We start from the raw sequence: 15,475 nt of genomic DNA on the forward strand, positions 1-15,475 counted from the left end.
GTTGGAGTGTCCCGGTTGATGGTGATCTGTGTGAGACCTTCCCCTGCCGGGGAAATCGACTCGCCGCTATTTCCCATCACCGCCTGATTGCGCATCGGGACACCTCTGGTCCGGCATTGCCGACGACGCCTACTAATGTCGCTCTCTCAGTGCCCGAATGAGGGAGAGCGTCCAAGATGAACCGCAAGACTCTGGTGCTGCCGGCCGTCGTCGGCCTGCTCGCGCCCGCACTCGCCGCCTGCGGCGCGTCGGGCGACGGGAGCGACGGCGGAGCCGCCATCGTTGTCGGCACCACGGACCAGGTCGTCGCCTCGAAGGACAACCCCGCACCGCTCGACCCCGCCATCGGCTACGAAGCGGGCGTATGGAACGTGCTCCGGCAGACCGTGCAGACCCTGATGCATGTGCCGCGCGGCGGCGGCGAGCCGGTGCCGGAAGCCGCTGAGAGCTGTACCTTCACGGACACCCAGAACGAGAGCTACCGCTGCAAGCTGCGCGCGGGCCTGAAGTTCGCCAGTGGCGAGGCGATCACTGCCGATGACGTGAAGTACTCCATCGACCGTGTCATCCGCATCAACGCAGCCAACGGCCCCGCCGCCCTGCTCGCCAACATCGACACGGTCGAGACGCAGGGCGAGCGCGAGGTCATCTTCCATCTCCGCACGCCGGACGCCACGTTCCCGTACAAGCTCGCCACCCCGGTCGCCGGGATCGTGCCGCGGAGCAAGTACGCGGCGAAGTCCGCGCGTACCGGATTCCAGGTGGACGGTTCCGGCCCGTACACCATGAAGCCGGAAGTCGAGCGCAACCAGGTCGTCAAGGTCCTCTTCACAAAAAACCCCCACTACAAGGGGGATCTGAAGATACGGAACGACGAGGTCGAGCTGGCTCTCTTCCCCGACGCGAAGGCGATGGAAAAGGCTTTCGACGACAAGAAGATCGACATGATGACCCACGCCATGTCGCCGGAGCGGTCCCGGCAGATGCTCGAAAACCCCAAGAGCGGCATCAAGCTCACCGAGATTCCCGGTCTCGGCGTCCGCTTTCTCGGCTTCAATACCGATGACCCGGCCGTGAAGAACAAGGCCGTCCGCCAGGCCATGGCCCAGGTCGTCGACCGCGGTGAGATCGCGAGCAAGGTGTACGGCACCACGGCCGACCCGCTGTACTCGCTGATCCCGTCCGGTATCACCGCGCACACCAACTCGTTCTACAACAAGTACGGCGAGCCCAGCACCGCTAAGGCCGCCGAGATCCTGCGCGCCGCGGGCATCGACACCCCGGTGAAGCTCACCCTGAACTACACGACCGACCGCTTCGGCACCGCCACAGCCACCGAGTTCAAGGCCCTGAAGAAGCAGTTCAACGACACCGGGCTGTTCGACGTCACCGTCAAGGGCACTCCCTGGGCGGAGTACCGCCCTGCGCAGCTGCGCGGCGACTACGCCGTCTACGGCATGGGCTGGTCCCCCGACTTCCCGGACCCCGACAACTACATGGCGCCGTTCCTCGACAAGGACAACTTCCTCAACTCGCCCTACGAGTCGGCCCTGGCTCAGGAGACGCTCATCCCGCAGTCCCGCCGCGAGACCGACCGCAGAGCCTCGGCCAAGACCTTCAAGCAGCTCCAGGACATCGTTGCCACCGACGTACCCGTACTGCCGATCTGGCAGGGCAAGCAGTACGTCGCCTCCCGCGAAGGCCTTACCGGCGTCGAATGGGCGGTCAACTCCTCCGCCCACCTCCAGCTCTGGGAGCTGGGCGACGGCACCGCCTGAGCACGGACGACAGAGCCCCGGCCGCACCCGGTCGGGGCGTCGCCCCTGCTCGGAGCGTTTCCAGGTCCGCTCACTGGGCGCCGGGGCGCACCAGGCCGCTCTCGTACGCGTACACCGCCGCCTGCACCCGGTCGCGCAGACCGAGCTTGGTCAGCACATGGCCGACATGCGTCTTCACCGTCGTCTCGCTGACGAACAGATCCGCGGCGATCTCCGCATTCGACAGACCGCGCGCCACCAGCTTCAGCACCTCGACCTCACGGTCCGTCAGCGTGTGCAGGGTGTCGGGTACCGGCTCCTCGCCGGAGGGCAGATGGTCCGCGTACTTGTCGAGCAGCCTGCGGGTGACGCTCGGGGCGAGCATCGCATCGCCCGCCGCGACCACACGGATGGCCTGCACCAGCTCATTGGCCGGAGCGTCCTTCAACAGGAAGCCACTGGCGCCGGCGCGCAACGCCTCCACCACGTACTCGTCGAGATCGAACGTGGTCAGTACCAGCACCTTCGCCGGCCCGTCCCGGCCCGGACCGGTGATCTGACGGGTCGCCTCGACGCCGTCCATCCGCGGCATACGAATGTCCATCAGCACCACATCGGGCTGCAGCGCCCGCACCTGGTCGAGAGCCTGGAGGCCGTCACCCGCCTCGCCCACCACCGCGAGATCACCCTCCGCCTCCAGAATCATCCGGAAGCCGGTGCGCAGCAGCGGTTGGTCATCGACCAGTAGGACGCGGATAGCCACAGGGTCTCCTTAAGGTCCTTCGAGGGCCACAGGCCGGCCGGCCTCAGCATGGACCGGGTCCATTCTGCCCTGGACATCCTGCTCCGACTCCGCCGGGCGTACCGACAACGGATATACCGGGGGAGTGCCGCCGAATTCTGGACAGACCGACTTGTGGTCGCACCAGCCGCACAGCTTCGTCGGCCGGGGCCGCCACTCGCCCGTCTTTGTCGCCAGCCGGATCGCGTCCCAGAGCGCCAGCAGCTTCCGCTCGACCCGCTCCAGATCCGCCACCACCGGGTCGTACGTCATGATGTCCCCGCTGCCGAGGTAGACGAGCTGGAGCCGGCGCGGGACCAAGCCCTTCAGCCGCCAGATCACCAGGGCGTAGAACTTCATCTGGAAGAGCGCGCCCTCCGCATACTCCGGGCGCGGCGCCTTCCCCGTCTTGTAGTCGACGATCCGGACCTCGCCCGTGGGCGCCACATCGATCCGGTCGATCACCCCGCGCAGCCGCAGTCCCGACTCCAGCTCCGTCTCGACGAACAGCTCCCGCTCGGCGGGCTCCAGACGCGTCGGATCCTCCAGCGAGAACCACCGCTCCACCAGGCTCTCCGCCTCCGAGAGCCAACGCGACAATCGCTCGCCCCCGGCATCCTCCGCGAACAGCTCCGACAGCTCCGGCTTCGACTCCAGCAACCGGTCCCACTGGGCGGGGATGAGCGCCGTGGCCCGGCCGGTCGTACGTTCCGCCGCCGGGTTGTCGAAGAGGCGCTCCAGTACCGCGTGCACCAGCGTGCCCCGGGTGGCTGCCTCGCTGGGCTTCTCCGGCAGTTTGTCGATGACCCGGAAGCGGTACAGCAGAGGACACTGCATGAAATCGCTCGCCCGCGACGGCGACAGGGACGAAGGCGGCTGAGGAGGCCGCGGCAGGGAGGTCATGTCGACGACCCTACGGCCCGCCACTGACAGCCGGCGGCATACCATCGACCACACAGCCTCGCACACTGCGTGATCGTGCCGAAAACGGCACCGACCGAAGGGACCCCGTGGACGAGAGCGGCGACAACGGGCGGCCGCAGCCCGGTGCAGGGGGAACGGCCCCCGGCGCCGGCCCCGAGAAGGGCGAACCGCGGCGTCCCGAAGAGCCCGGCGGCGGCCTGCTCATGGGCCGTCTCTTCGGCGTGCCCGTGTACGTCGCGCCCAGCTGGTTCCTCGTGGCCGCACTGATCACCTGGGTCTTCGGCGGTCAGCTCGAACGGGTACTGCCCGAGCTCGGCGCGGCTCGCTACCTGGTCTCCCTCTTCTTCGCGATCGCCTTCTACGCCTCCGTACTCGTCCACGAACTCGCCCACACGGTCGTCGCGCTGCGCTACAAACTGCCGGTGCGCCGCATCCAGCTCCAGTTCTTCGGCGGCGTCTCCGAGATCGAGAAGGAATCCGAGACCCCCGGCCGCGAATTCGTTCTCGCCTTCGTCGGCCCTCTGCTCTCCCTGGTGCTCGCCGGAGTCTTCTACGCCGGGAGGATGTTCGTCGCAGCCGGCACCGTGCCAGGTGTCCTTCTCGCCGGACTGATGATCTCCAACCTCCTGGTGGCCGCCTTCAACCTGCTGCCCGGCCTCCCGCTCGACGGTGGACGCATGCTCCGCGCCGTCGTGTGGAAGATCACCGGCCGGCCGATGAGCGGCACCGTCGCCGCCGCCTGGGTCGGCCGCGCCCTCGCCGTCGTCACCCTCATCGGCCTCCCGCTGCTCACCCACACCGGCTCCTTGGGGAACGACCCCGGCGACCTGGGCGGCATGGACACCGTCACCGATGCGCTGCTCGCCGCCATCCTCGCCGCCATCATCTGGACCGGAGCGGGCAACAGCCTGCGCATGGCCCGCCTGCGCGAACACCTTCCCGGACTGCGCGCCCGCACTCTCACCCGGCGTGCCGTCCCGGTGGAGGCCGCCACCCCGCTCTCCGAGGCCCTGCGCCGCGCCAACGAGGCGGGCGCACGCGCTCTCGTCGTCGTCGACGGACACGGCGAACCCAAGGGCGTCGTCCGCGAAACGGCCATCGTCTCCATCCCCGAACACCGTCGCCCCTGGGTGGCCGTCAGCACCCTCGCCCAGGACCTCACCGAGGGCATGAAGATCTCCGCCGAGCTGGCCGGCGAAGCGCTTCTGGACCGGCTCAAGGCCAGCCCCGCCACCGAATACCTCGTCCTTGAGGAGACCGGCGAGATCTACGGTGTGCTGTCCACCGCCGATGTCGAACGGGCGTTCGTCGCCGCCCTGGCCCGACCCGCCGCCTGACCGCCCGGCATCCGCCCGGACTCGCGGTCGGAGCCCGGGGAATCACCGGTACGCTGGTCACATGTCTGAACCGACCGGTGCCGCCCGCCGACGCGGGCCCTTCAAGGTCGGGGACCAGGTCCAGCTCACCGATCCCAAGGGACGCCACTACACCTTCACGCTCGAAGCCGGAAAGAACTTCCACACCCACAAGGGTTCTTTCCCGCACGACGAGCTGATCGGTGCCCCCGAGGGCAGTGTTGTCCGAACCACGGGAAACGTCGCCTATCTCGCGCTGCGCCCCCTGCTCCCCGACTACGTCCTGTCCATGCCCCGCGGCGCCGCCGTGGTCTACCCCAAGGACGCGGGGCAGATCCTGGCCTTCGCCGACATCTTCCCCGGCGCCCGCGTCGTGGAAGCCGGCGTCGGCTCCGGCTCACTCTCCACCTTCCTGCTGCGCGCCATCGGCGACCAGGGCATGCTGCACTCCTACGAGCGCCGCGAGGACTTCGCCGAGATCGCCCGGCAGAACGTGGAGCGCTACTTCGGCGAACCGCACCCCGCCTGGCAGCTCACCGTCGGCGACCTCCAGGACAACCTCTCGGACACCGACGTCGACCGTGTCATCCTCGACATGCTCGCCCCCTGGGAGTGCCTGGAGGCCGTCTCCAAGGCACTCGTGCCCGGTGGCATTCTCTGCGCGTACGTCGCGACCACCACCCAGCTCGCGCGGACCGTCGAGTCCATCCGTGAGATCGGCTGCTTCGCCGAACCGCAGCCCTGGGAATCGATGATCCGCAACTGGCACGTCGAGGGCCTGGCCGTCCGCCCGGACCACCGCATGATCGGCCACACCGGATTCCTCGTCACCGCCCGCCGCCTGGCCGACGGTGTGGAGGCCCCGCTGCGCCGCCGCCGCCCCGCCAAGGGCGCCTATGGCGAGGACTACGACGGTCCAGGCAGCCAGAGCGGCTCCTCCCGCGGCTGAGACGCACAACGTACCGGCGCCGCCGCCGAGTTCCCGGACCGACCCGGGAACTCGGCGGCGGCTCCTTTTCGTTGTTGGTACGGATGCGCCATCCGTACCGACCCCACCGTTCCCCTGTTCTGTGAGGTGTGGCACGATGCTGGCCATCCCACGCCACCGCGGACGTCCCAGCGGCGACACCGCCCACCCAGGCATCCTTGAATCACAGGAACCACAGGAGACATTCCGCGTGCAGACCTCCGAGCTCCCGGACCTCGCGCACACCGACACCAAGCCGCTGCACTGGCTCGCCACCGCGACAGCCATGGCCGCTGTCATCGCAGTCGCCGGCACGCTCGAGCCCGACCCCGTGGCCTCTGCCTCGCCCCCCCACCGCACGACCGCGCAGCACGGCACAGCGCCCGTTGCCGCACCCGATCCGGCGCGGGCGGTTTTCCCCCTGGAATGCGGCGGGCTGGAGAACACCGTGGCCAAACAGGCATCCGGCGACCTCGACGGCGACCAGCGCCCCGAGACCGTCGCCGTGGTCCACTGTGCGGCCGGATCCGGTACCCCGCCCAGCGGCGTCTACGTCCTCACACAGGGAAGCGGGGCCGCACCGAGGGTCGTGGCGACCCTGGTGGACCCCGCCCAGGAGATGAGCGTCGGCGATCTCGCCGTGGGTGACGGAATCATCTCCGCCACCTTGCTCGGCTACACCTCGGCCGCCGTCCCGCGCTGCTGCCCCGACCAGCAGGAAGACGTCACCTGGCAGTGGCGGGGCGGCGCATTCGTCCGCGCCGCCCAGACCGCCCCGAGCAGTGTCTGATCGGTCACCGCGCGTGCCCGGACGCCCGAAGCCGCCGGATCAGGCGGTCTCGGGACCGTACACCTCGACCCTGTCCGAAACACGACGTACATGGATGCACTCGCCCGGGCACTCCTTGGCCGAATCGACCACGTCCTGAATGAGCGGCAGGGGCACGGGGGTCGTCGCCCCCTTGTCCTGCAACAGCTCGTCGTCGCCGCTCTTCACGTACGCCAGACCGTCGATGTCCAGCTCGAACACCTCGGGTGCGTATTGCACGCAGATACCGTCTCCCGTGCAGAGGTCCTGGTCGATCCAGACCTCCAGGTCCTGCGTGCCGCTGCCGGTGGGAGCGTCCTGCTGCACGGTCATTTCTCCTGTCGTTCCCTGCGTATCCGAACCAAAAGAAGCCAGCCCTGACGGGTGTTGAACGGTTCGACGATACAACCGGCCGCTTTCCGATGTTGAAGGGTGGGTATTCCCCTGACACGAGGGGGAACGCAAGGGTGAAGATCGGACACGCCCCGCAGTCTTTGTGATCTAGGGGTTTCAATCATCACCCACCCAGGTAGGGTCAGGAAGCGTCCAGCTCCCCTTGGAGGAGGTGAGGACCGTGGCAGCCCACGACGACGACATCAACCGCGGCATCCGGCCCGGGCGGGGGTCCGAAGACCCAGCCGGCCAGGTCGCCTATCTCGAGCAGGAAATCGCCGTCCTGCGACGTAAGCTCGCCGACTCTCCGCGCCATACGAGGATTCTCGAAGAGCGGATCGTCGAGTTGCAGACCAACCTGGCAGGCGTGTCCGCGCAGAATGAGCGGCTCGCCAACACACTTCGCGAGGCCCGCGACCAGATCGTGGCCCTCAAGGAAGAAGTCGACCGGCTCGCACAGCCGCCGGCCGGTTTCGGTGTGTTCTTGCAGAGCAATGAGGACGGCACCTGCGACATCTTCACCGGGGGCCGAAAGCTCCGGGTGAATGTCAGCCCCAGCGTTGAGCTCGACGACCTCCGGCGCGGTCAGGAAGTCATGCTCAACGAAGCGCTCAACGTGGTCGACGCCATGGAATTCGAGCGGGCCGGAGACATCGTCACCCTCAAGGAAATCCTCGAGGACGGCGAGCGGGCCCTGGTCATCGGGCACACCGACGAGGAACGGGTGGTACGGCTCGCCGAGCCGCTGCTGGACATCACCATCCGCCCGGGCGACGCCCTGCTGCTCGAACCCAGGTCCGGCTACGTCTACGAAGTGGTCCCCAAGAGCGAGGTCGAAGAGCTCGTCCTCGAAGAAGTTCCGGACATCGACTACGACAAGATCGGCGGTCTGGGCGACCAGATCGAGCTGATCCGGGACGCGGTCGAGCTCCCCTACCTTCACCCCGACCTGTTCAAGGAACACGAACTGCGGCCGCCGAAGGGCATCCTGCTGTACGGCCCGCCCGGCTGCGGCAAGACACTCATCGCCAAGGCCGTGGCCAACTCCCTTGCCAAGAAGGTTGCCGAGGTCACCGGCCAGCCCGCGGGCAAGAGCTACTTCCTCAACATCAAGGGCCCGGAACTCCTCAACAAGTACGTCGGTGAGACCGAGCGGCACATCCGCCTGGTCTTCCAGCGTGCCCGTGAGAAGGCGGGCGAGGGTACCCCCGTCATCGTCTTCTTCGACGAGATGGAGTCCCTCTTCCGCACCCGGGGATCCGGCGTCAGCTCGGACGTGGAGAACACCATCGTTCCCCAGCTGCTCGCCGAGATCGACGGCGTCGAGGGCCTGGAGAACGTCATCGTCATCGGCGCCTCCAACCGCGAGGACATGATCGACCCCGCGATCCTGCGACCCGGCCGCCTCGATGTGAAGATCAAGATCGAGCGCCCCGACGCAGAGGCCGCGAAGGACATCTTCGCGAAGTACCTCACGCCTTCGCTGCCCCTGCACGCCGACGACCTCGCGGAGCACACGGGCTCCAAGGAAGCCGCCGCGCACGCCATGATCCAGTCCGTCGTCGAGCGGATGTACACCGAGTCCGAGGAGAACCGCTTCCTCGAGGTCACGTACGCCAACGGCGACAAGGAAGTCCTCTACTTCAAGGACTTCAATTCCGGCGCGATGATCCAGAACATCGTCGACCGGGCCAAGAAGATGGCCATCAAGGCCTTCCTCGACCAGGGCCAGAAGGGCCTTCGCGTCTCCCATCTCCTCCAGGCCTGCGTGGACGAGTTCAAGGAGAACGAGGACCTGCCGAACACCACCAACCCGGACGACTGGGCCAGGATCTCCGGCAAGAAGGGCGAGCGGATCGTCTTCATCCGTACGCTTGTCACCGGAAAGCAGGGCGCGGACACCGGTCGCTCCATCGACACGGTGGCGAATACCGGGCAGTACCTGTAGAACGCAGACCGGCTGCGGGTGCCCGGCCGGGCATCCGCAGCCGGTTGTTTTCCGGACAGCTCACGCGACACCGCAGCAATGACGTAATTGATCTCCCCACTAGCACAGAGTCGCTCTAGGCTCTTGCGTACCGCCCGGTCGCGCAGTGCGGGGGCGGGCACCGCACACGCACCGGACAAGCCGCGGTACTTGAGCGCCGCCCCCTCAAGGGGGGCGCCGCCGGGCAAGGAGGGCCGCATGACCGTACGGCGAGTAATGGGCATCGAGACGGAGTACGGGATCTCCGTCCCCGGCCACCCCAACGCCAATGCCATGCTCACCTCGTCCCAGATCGTCAACGCCTACGCAGCGGCGATGCACCGGGCGCGCCGCGCCCGCTGGGACTTCGAGGAGGAGAACCCGCTGCGGGACGCGCGAGGTTTCGACCTCGCCCGCGAGACCGCGGACTCCAGCCAGCTCACCGACGAGGACATCGGCCTCGCCAATGTCATCCTCACCAACGGGGCCCGTCTCTACGTCGACCATGCGCACCCCGAATACAGTTCCCCGGAAGTCACCAATCCGCGGGACGCGGTCCTCTGGGACAAGGCCGGCGAGCGCGTCATGGCCGAAGCGGCCGAGCGCGCGGCCCAGCTGCCCGGCGCCCAGCCGATCCACCTCTACAAGAACAACACCGACAACAAGGGCGCCTCGTACGGCACGCACGAGAACTATCTGATGAAGCGGGAAACCCCCTTCTCCGACATCGTGCGCCATCTGACCCCGTTCTTCGTCTCCCGTCAGGTGATCACCGGAGCGGGACGCGTGGGGATCGGCCAGGACGGCCATGAGCACGGCTTCCAGATCAGTCAGCGAGCCGACTACTTCGAGGTCGAGGTCGGCCTCGAGACCACCCTCAAGCGCCCGATCATCAACACCCGCGACGAACCCCACTCCGACGCCGAGAAGTACCGCCGGCTCCATGTGATCATCGGTGACGCGAACCTCTCGGAGATCTCCACCTATCTCAAGCTCGGCACCACCGCCCTGGTCCTTTCCATGATCGAGGACGGCTTCATCAACGTCGATCTCGCGGTGGACCAGCCGGTGCGCACGCTGCACCACGTCTCCCACGACCCGACGCTGAAGCATCTGATCACGCTGCGCAGCGGCCGTACCCTCACCGCGGTGCAGCTCCAGATGGAGTACTTCGAGCTGGGCCGCAAATACGTCGAGGAACGGTACGGGGCGGACACCGACGAGCAGACCAAGGACGTCCTGATCCGCTGGGAGGACACTCTCAACCGGCTGGAGAACGATCCGATGAGCCTGTCCGGCGAGCTCGACTGGATCGCCAAGCGGGAGCTCATGGAGGGCTACCGCCGCCGTGACAACCTGGACTGGGACGCGCCGCGTCTGCACCTGGTGGATCTCCAGTACGCCGATGTGAGGGCCGAGAAGGGCCTGTACAACCGTCTGGCGGCCCGCGGGAAGATGAAGCGCCTGCTGGACGAGGGCGAGGTCGAGAAGGCCCGTACGAAGCCTCCGGAGGACACCAGGGCCTATTTCCGCGGCCGCTGCCTGGAGCAGTACGCCGACGACGTGGCCGCGGCCTCCTGGGACTCGGTCATCTTCGACCTGCCGGGCCATGACTCGCTGCAACGGGTGCCCACCCTGGAACCGCTGCGTGGCACCCGCAACCACGTCAAGGAGCTCCTGGACCGCTGCCGCACGGCGGAAGAGCTGGTCCAGGTGCTGTCGGGCGGCTGAAAAGGGCGCGATCGGGGAATCATGGGGATGACCCCCCGGACGTCTGGGGTACCGGGCCGATGTCGGACCTGGTGGGTAGGGTCTGATCAAGTGCTTCGAACCGAGCGGGGTGAGCTAAATGGCGACCAAGGACACCGGCGGCGGACAGCAGAAGGCGACGCGTTCCACCGAGGAGGTCGAGGAGCAGGCGCAGGACGCGCAGGCCTCCGAGGACCTCAAGGAGCGCCAGGAGAAGCTGAGCGACGATGTCGACTCGGTTCTGGACGAGATCGATGACGTACTCGAGGAGAACGCAGAGGACTTTGTGCGTTCCTTCGTTCAAAAGGGTGGACAGTAGTTCACGAATGTGAACGCGGGTTGGTAGAGGCGCGCGCGGTACGGGCGAAGTCGGCCCGTACCGCGCGGGCACAAGCGGCGCCGCAGGCCGTGCAGCTGCCCCCGCAGTTCATGTGGATCGCGGCCGCGGGACGGGTAGGGTCCGTGGCGTAACCGCATCGACTGCAATTCGGCCATCAATACGTTGGGAGACGATCCTGACACCTTGCGCAGGGCCGTCGCATACCTGGAGGGAAACGCGTGGAAGCCAACACTCGTAGCACCGGGCGTCTACCAGCTGCCTTCCTGACGCCGGGATCCTCTTCGTTCATGGATTTCCTGTCCGACCATTCTCCCGAGATGCTCCCGGGCAAGCGGAACCTGCCGCCCCTGCAGGGGGCCATCGAGGCGCCGCACGGCACGACCATCGTCGCGGCGACCTTCCCCGGCGGCGTGGTCCTGGCCGGTGACCGGCGGGCGACCATGGGCAATGTGATCGCACAGCGCGACATCGAGAAGGTATTCCCGGCCGACGAGTATTCGGCGGTGGGCATCGCCGGCACGGCCGGACTGGCCGTGGAGATGGTCAAGCTCTTCCAGTTGGAGCTGGAGCACTTCGAGAAGGTCGAGGGCGCCCAGCTCTCCCTGGAGGGCAAGGCGAACCGGCTCTCCACGATGATCCGCAGCAATCTGGCGATGGCCATGCAGGGCCTCGCCATCGTGCCGCTCTTCGCCGGTTTCGACGTCGACCGCGAGAAGGGCCGGATCTTCTCGTACGACGTCACCGGCGGCCGTTCCGAGGAAGTCGGGTACGCGGCCACCGGCTCCGGGGCGATCTTCGCCCGTGGCTCGATGAAGAAGCTCTACCGCGAGGATCTGACAGAGCAGCAGGCTCTCACCCTGGTCGTACAGGCGCTGTACGACGCCGCCGACGACGATTCGGCGACCGGCGGTCCCGATGTGGCCCGGCGGATCTATCCGATCGTCACCGTCATCACCGACGAGGGCTTCCGGAAGCTGGCCGAGGCGGAATCCTCCGAGATCGCCCACTCGATTCTGGAACGCCGGATGGAACAGCCCGACGGCCCGCGCGCCGCGCTGCTCTGACCCCCGTTCCGCTGCTTCTTCGATGCTCTCGTCACTGACAGAAAGGGACGGATAACCGGTGTCGACGCCGTTCTATGTCTCACCCCAGCAGGCCATGGCCGACCGGGCGGAATACGCCCGGAAGGGCATCGCCCGTGGTCGCAGCCTGGTTGTGCTGCAGTACGCCGACGGCATTGTGTTCGTCGGTGAGAACCCGTCCCGTGCGCTGCACAAGTTCAGCGAGATCTATGACCGGATCGGTTTCGCCGCCGCCGGTAAGTACAACGAGTACGAGAATCTCCGCATCGGCGGTGTGCGCTACGCCGATCTGCGTGGATACACCTACGACCGTGACGATGTGACGGCACGTGGGCTGGCCAACGTCTACGCGCAGACGCTGGGCACCATCTTCTCCAGCGCGGCCGAGAAGCCGTACGAGGTGGAGCTGGTGGTCGCCGAGGTGGGCGCCGAGCCGGAGGGTGACCAGATCTACCGGCTGCCGCACGACGGCTCGATCGTCGACGAGCACGGCTCGGTCGCGGTCGGCGGGAACGCCGAGCAGATCAGCACCTTCCTGGACCAGCGGCACCGGGACGGGATGACGCTTGCCGAGGCGCTCAAGCTGGCGGTGCAGGCACTGTCCCGCGATCCCAACGGCAGTGAGCGGGAGATCCCCGCGGAGCGGCTGGAGGTCGCGGTCCTGGACCGTACGAGGCCGCAGCAGCGGAAGTTCAAGCGGATCGTCGGCCGACAGCTGGCGCGGTTGCTGGAGGCGGACGGCGGCTCCGCGCCGACGGATGCCCCCTCCGACATCGAGGACGGCGAGGAGTCCGGGTCTCCCACGGGTACGAGGGATGTCACCAAGTCCACCGACTCCGGTGGGGACGTGGAGTCCTCCGAGGAGTAGTCCAGTGCTTGCCGGTGGCCCGGTTCGCCCTTCCCGGCGGACCGGGGCACCCTCATGACAGCGGACCGTCCGCGGGCGGGGGCGCCGAAGAATCGCGTGCCACCAGGTGCACGGGCAGGCTGCCGGGCTCGGCCGGGTGGCCGTCCAGGACCGCCAGCAGGGCGGCCATGCCGCGTTCGCCGACCTGCTCGGCGGGCAGCTGCACGGTGGTGAGCTCCGGTTCGACGGCCGTGGCCAGGGCCAGATCGTCGAAACCGGTGACGGACAGATCGTCGGGGACCCGGAGTCCGAGTCTGCGGGCAGCCTTGCAGGCGCCTGCAGCGAGGATGTCGTCGTCGCAGACGAGGGCGGTGGGCCGGGGGCCGGAGGCGGCGAGCGCGTGCTCCGCGGCTTCGCGCCCGGCGTGCACGTCGAGCGTCGCCGTGATGGTCCTTACAGAGGTGCCGGACACCGTCCCCAGGGTGTCGTGGAGCGCCCGGGCGCGGACGGCGAACGTCCAGGAATCGACCGCCGACGCGAGGTGGACGAAGCGGCGGTGGCCGAGCGCGAGCAGATGTTCCGCGACCTGCCGCATGCCGTCGGCGATGTCGAGATTGACCCGGGCCGCGACGCCGGTGTCCGCCGGGTCGCTGTCGAGCATGACCAGCGGCAGTCCGGCGCCGCGCAGCGCGTCGAGTGCGCCCGCGGCCATGGAGGAGGCGATCACCCCGTCGAGGGAGGCGCGCGCCGACGCGAAGGGGTCCCTGGCCGGACCCGTGCCTTCCGGGGACGGGTAGAGGACGACCCCGAAGCCGTGTTCGGCGGCGACCGCGGCGGCGCCGGTGTAGACCCGCGCGAAGAATTCGGTGGTGAGAGCGGGGACGACCAGCAGCGCGGTCCTGGTGTGGCCGAGGCGGAGGTTGCGGGCGGCGAGATTGGGCTGGTAGCCGAGGCCCCGGGCAGCGTCCCGTACGCGCCCGGCGGTGGCCTCGGAGACCCTGCCGCGCCACTTGTCCCCGAGCACGAGGGAGACGGTGGCCTGCGAGACGCCTGCGGCGCGCGCGACATCGCGGCTGGTGGGACGGGCCGGAGCGGGCTGTGGTGTGCTGGTCACTCGGGCCTCCGGGCTGGGATGGGCAGGCGCCGTGAGGTGGACCTGCGGACTGGGCACATGGTACGTATGACCCTGAAGTTATACGTAAAACCTTGAGGTGCCGGAAGAGCGCCCGGGCGAGAGGGGCGGGACATGGCCGCGGGATATCTGGACATCCTCCGGGCGCGGCACGCCGCCCGGCTGCTGGTGGGAACGCTGGTGGGGCGGCTGCCGAACGGCACGGCCCATATCGCGATCGTGCTGTTCACCCGGGCCGAGGGCGGCAGCTACACCCTCGCCGGCGCGCTCGCGGCCGTGTACGGGCTCTCCACCGCGGTCGGGCAGCCGCTGCTGGGCCGTGCCGTGGACCTGTACGGCCAGCCGCGCGTCCAGTTCCCGGCCTCCGTGGTGTCGGCGTCGGGTATGGCCATGCTGGCGCTGGTGGGCCTGGGGTCGCTGCCGCTGGCCTACGGGGCGGTGATCGTGGCCGGTGTGTTCACCCCGCCGCTGGAGGGTGGGCTGCGGGCCCTGTGGCCGACCGTTCTGGGCGGCGAGGAGCGGGTGCACCGGGCGTACGCGATGGACGCCGTCGCCCAGGAGGTCATGTTCACCGTGGGCCCGTTGCTGGTGACGGTGCTCGTCTCCCTCTGGTCGCCCGCCGCCGCCCTGCTCGTCATCAATGCGATAGGGGTCCTGGGGGCGCTCTCCGTTGTCCTCTCCGAGCCCTCCCGCGCCTGGCGTTCCGCACCCCGTGAGGCGCACTGGCTGGGCGCGCTGCGCTCGCCGGGGCTGCTGGCGCTGCTCGGCTCGTTCTTCTTCGTCGGGCTCGCCCTCGGTTCGATCACCGTGGCCGGGGTGGCCTATGCCGACGACCACGGCCGGGAGTCGGTGTACGGCTGGCTGATGGCCGCGCTCGGGCTGGGCGCGCTGGTCGGCGGTGCGGTGTACGGGGCGCGGCAGTGGGCCGGGGCTCCGGAGCGCCGGCTGCGGGTCATCGTCGCACTGCTGGCACTGGGCTATCTGCCGCTGATGCTGACCCCGGGGGTGGTCGCCATGACCGCTCTGGCGGCATTGGCCGGAGTTTTCCTGGCGCCTGCGATCGCGTGCTCGTTCATTGTGGTCGACCGGCATGCTCCGCGGGGCACGGTGACCGAGGCGTTCTCCTGGCTCGTGACGACGTTCGGGGTGGGCGCTGCGGTGGGAACGGCCGTGGCGGGCCCGGCCGTCGAGCTGGGCGGGACGGCGTGGAGTTTCGCCGTCGCGGGGGCCGGTGGCGTGGCGGCGCTGCTGGTTCTGCTGGCCACGGGAAAGGCCCTCGCAGTTCCCGGGCATACGGCCGTTGCTGTACAAGGATCGGAAAATGATCGAAACGGTGCTGTCGAACCCGGTTTCAGCTCAGGCCATCAGGCGTAA

Annotated in this window: 14 protein-coding genes and 1 pseudogene; 11 read left to right on the forward strand and 4 right to left on the reverse strand. The window is 68.3% G+C overall.

Translation table 11 applies throughout. The annotated features are described in order from the left end of the window. The first annotated feature begins 176 nt into the window (after positions 1 to 176). Positions 177 to 1,778: an ABC transporter substrate-binding protein gene (locus ACZ3IC_RS22905; RefSeq protein WP_467418634.1), complete on the forward strand. Its 1,602-nt coding sequence runs from the start codon at positions 177 to 179 to the stop codon at positions 1,776 to 1,778. Between the two features lie 70 nt (positions 1,779 to 1,848). Here ACZ3IC_RS22905 and ACZ3IC_RS22910 read toward each other — a convergent pair whose 3' ends face one another. Both ACZ3IC_RS22910 and ACZ3IC_RS22915 read right to left on the reverse strand, forming a co-directional pair. After that, complete coding sequence (locus ACZ3IC_RS22910; protein ID WP_467418635.1) at positions 1,849 to 2,520, reverse strand: response regulator; 672 nt, start codon at positions 2,518 to 2,520, stop codon at positions 1,849 to 1,851. Between the two features lie 9 nt (positions 2,521 to 2,529). Beyond that, positions 2,530 to 3,375: a RecB family exonuclease gene (locus tag ACZ3IC_RS22915; protein WP_467418783.1), complete on the reverse strand. Its 846-nt coding sequence runs from the start codon at positions 3,373 to 3,375 to the stop codon at positions 2,530 to 2,532. Between the two features lie 173 nt (positions 3,376 to 3,548). Between ACZ3IC_RS22915 and ACZ3IC_RS22920 the strand changes: the two genes are divergently transcribed. From ACZ3IC_RS22920 to ACZ3IC_RS22930, 3 genes are all read left to right on the forward strand, one after another. Then, positions 3,549 to 4,799, forward strand: coding sequence for a site-2 protease family protein (locus ACZ3IC_RS22920; RefSeq protein ID WP_467418636.1), 1,251 nt, complete (start codon positions 3,549 to 3,551; stop codon positions 4,797 to 4,799). A gap of 61 nt (positions 4,800 to 4,860) precedes the next feature. Then, a complete protein-coding gene (locus tag ACZ3IC_RS22925) occupies positions 4,861 to 5,766 on the forward strand; it encodes a tRNA (adenine-N1)-methyltransferase (RefSeq protein ID WP_266362854.1) in 906 nt (301 codons plus the stop codon). A 229-nt stretch (positions 5,767 to 5,995) separates the two neighbouring features. Next, positions 5,996 to 6,574: a hypothetical protein gene (locus tag ACZ3IC_RS22930; protein ID WP_467418638.1), complete on the forward strand. Its 579-nt coding sequence runs from the start codon at positions 5,996 to 5,998 to the stop codon at positions 6,572 to 6,574. A gap of 39 nt (positions 6,575 to 6,613) precedes the next feature. On the opposite strand, the gene ACZ3IC_RS22935 is transcribed toward ACZ3IC_RS22930, so the two are convergent. After that, complete coding sequence (locus ACZ3IC_RS22935) at positions 6,614 to 6,925, reverse strand: ferredoxin (protein WP_467418640.1); 312 nt, start codon at positions 6,923 to 6,925, stop codon at positions 6,614 to 6,616. Between the two features lie 241 nt (positions 6,926 to 7,166). On the opposite strand from ACZ3IC_RS22935, the gene arc reads away from it, so the two are divergent. The 6 genes and pseudogenes from arc (at position 7,167) to prcA (ending at position 12,990) form a co-directional block, all read left to right on the forward strand. Next, entirely contained in the window at positions 7,167 to 8,933 is a 1,767-nt protein-coding gene (gene arc / locus ACZ3IC_RS22940) for a proteasome ATPase (RefSeq protein ID WP_467418642.1), read from the forward strand. A 237-nt stretch (positions 8,934 to 9,170) separates the two neighbouring features. Then, complete coding sequence (gene dop / locus ACZ3IC_RS22945; protein WP_467418644.1) at positions 9,171 to 10,682, forward strand: depupylase/deamidase Dop; 1,512 nt, start codon at positions 9,171 to 9,173, stop codon at positions 10,680 to 10,682. Between the two features lie 118 nt (positions 10,683 to 10,800). Beyond that, positions 10,801 to 11,019 (forward strand): ubiquitin-like protein Pup, encoded by a 219-nt coding sequence (locus ACZ3IC_RS22950; protein ID WP_016325855.1) that lies wholly within the window; start codon positions 10,801 to 10,803, stop codon positions 11,017 to 11,019. A 97-nt stretch (positions 11,020 to 11,116) separates the two neighbouring features. After that, positions 11,117 to 11,307, forward strand: a pseudogene (locus ACZ3IC_RS22955) (endonuclease domain-containing protein); the annotation flags it as partial. Next, positions 11,259 to 12,104, forward strand: coding sequence for a proteasome subunit beta (gene prcB, locus ACZ3IC_RS22960; protein ID WP_467418646.1), 846 nt, complete (start codon positions 11,259 to 11,261; stop codon positions 12,102 to 12,104). The pseudogene ACZ3IC_RS22955 and the gene prcB, both read left to right, overlap by 49 nt. A gap of 58 nt (positions 12,105 to 12,162) precedes the next feature. Beyond that, positions 12,163 to 12,990 carry a proteasome subunit alpha gene (gene prcA, locus ACZ3IC_RS22965; RefSeq protein WP_467418648.1) on the forward strand — a complete coding sequence of 276 codons (828 nt, stop codon included), beginning with the start codon at positions 12,163 to 12,165 and terminating at the stop codon, positions 12,988 to 12,990. A gap of 52 nt (positions 12,991 to 13,042) precedes the next feature. Here prcA and ACZ3IC_RS22970 read toward each other — a convergent pair whose 3' ends face one another. Then, positions 13,043 to 14,083 (reverse strand): LacI family DNA-binding transcriptional regulator, encoded by a 1,041-nt coding sequence (locus ACZ3IC_RS22970; protein ID WP_467418650.1) that lies wholly within the window; start codon positions 14,081 to 14,083, stop codon positions 13,043 to 13,045. A 132-nt stretch (positions 14,084 to 14,215) separates the two neighbouring features. Between ACZ3IC_RS22970 and ACZ3IC_RS22975 the strand changes: the two genes are divergently transcribed. Then, a complete protein-coding gene (locus ACZ3IC_RS22975) occupies positions 14,216 to 15,475 on the forward strand; it encodes an MFS transporter (RefSeq protein ID WP_467418652.1) in 1,260 nt (419 codons plus the stop codon).

The sequence above is a fragment of the Streptomyces sp. NPDC002958 genome (assembly GCF_055563255.1).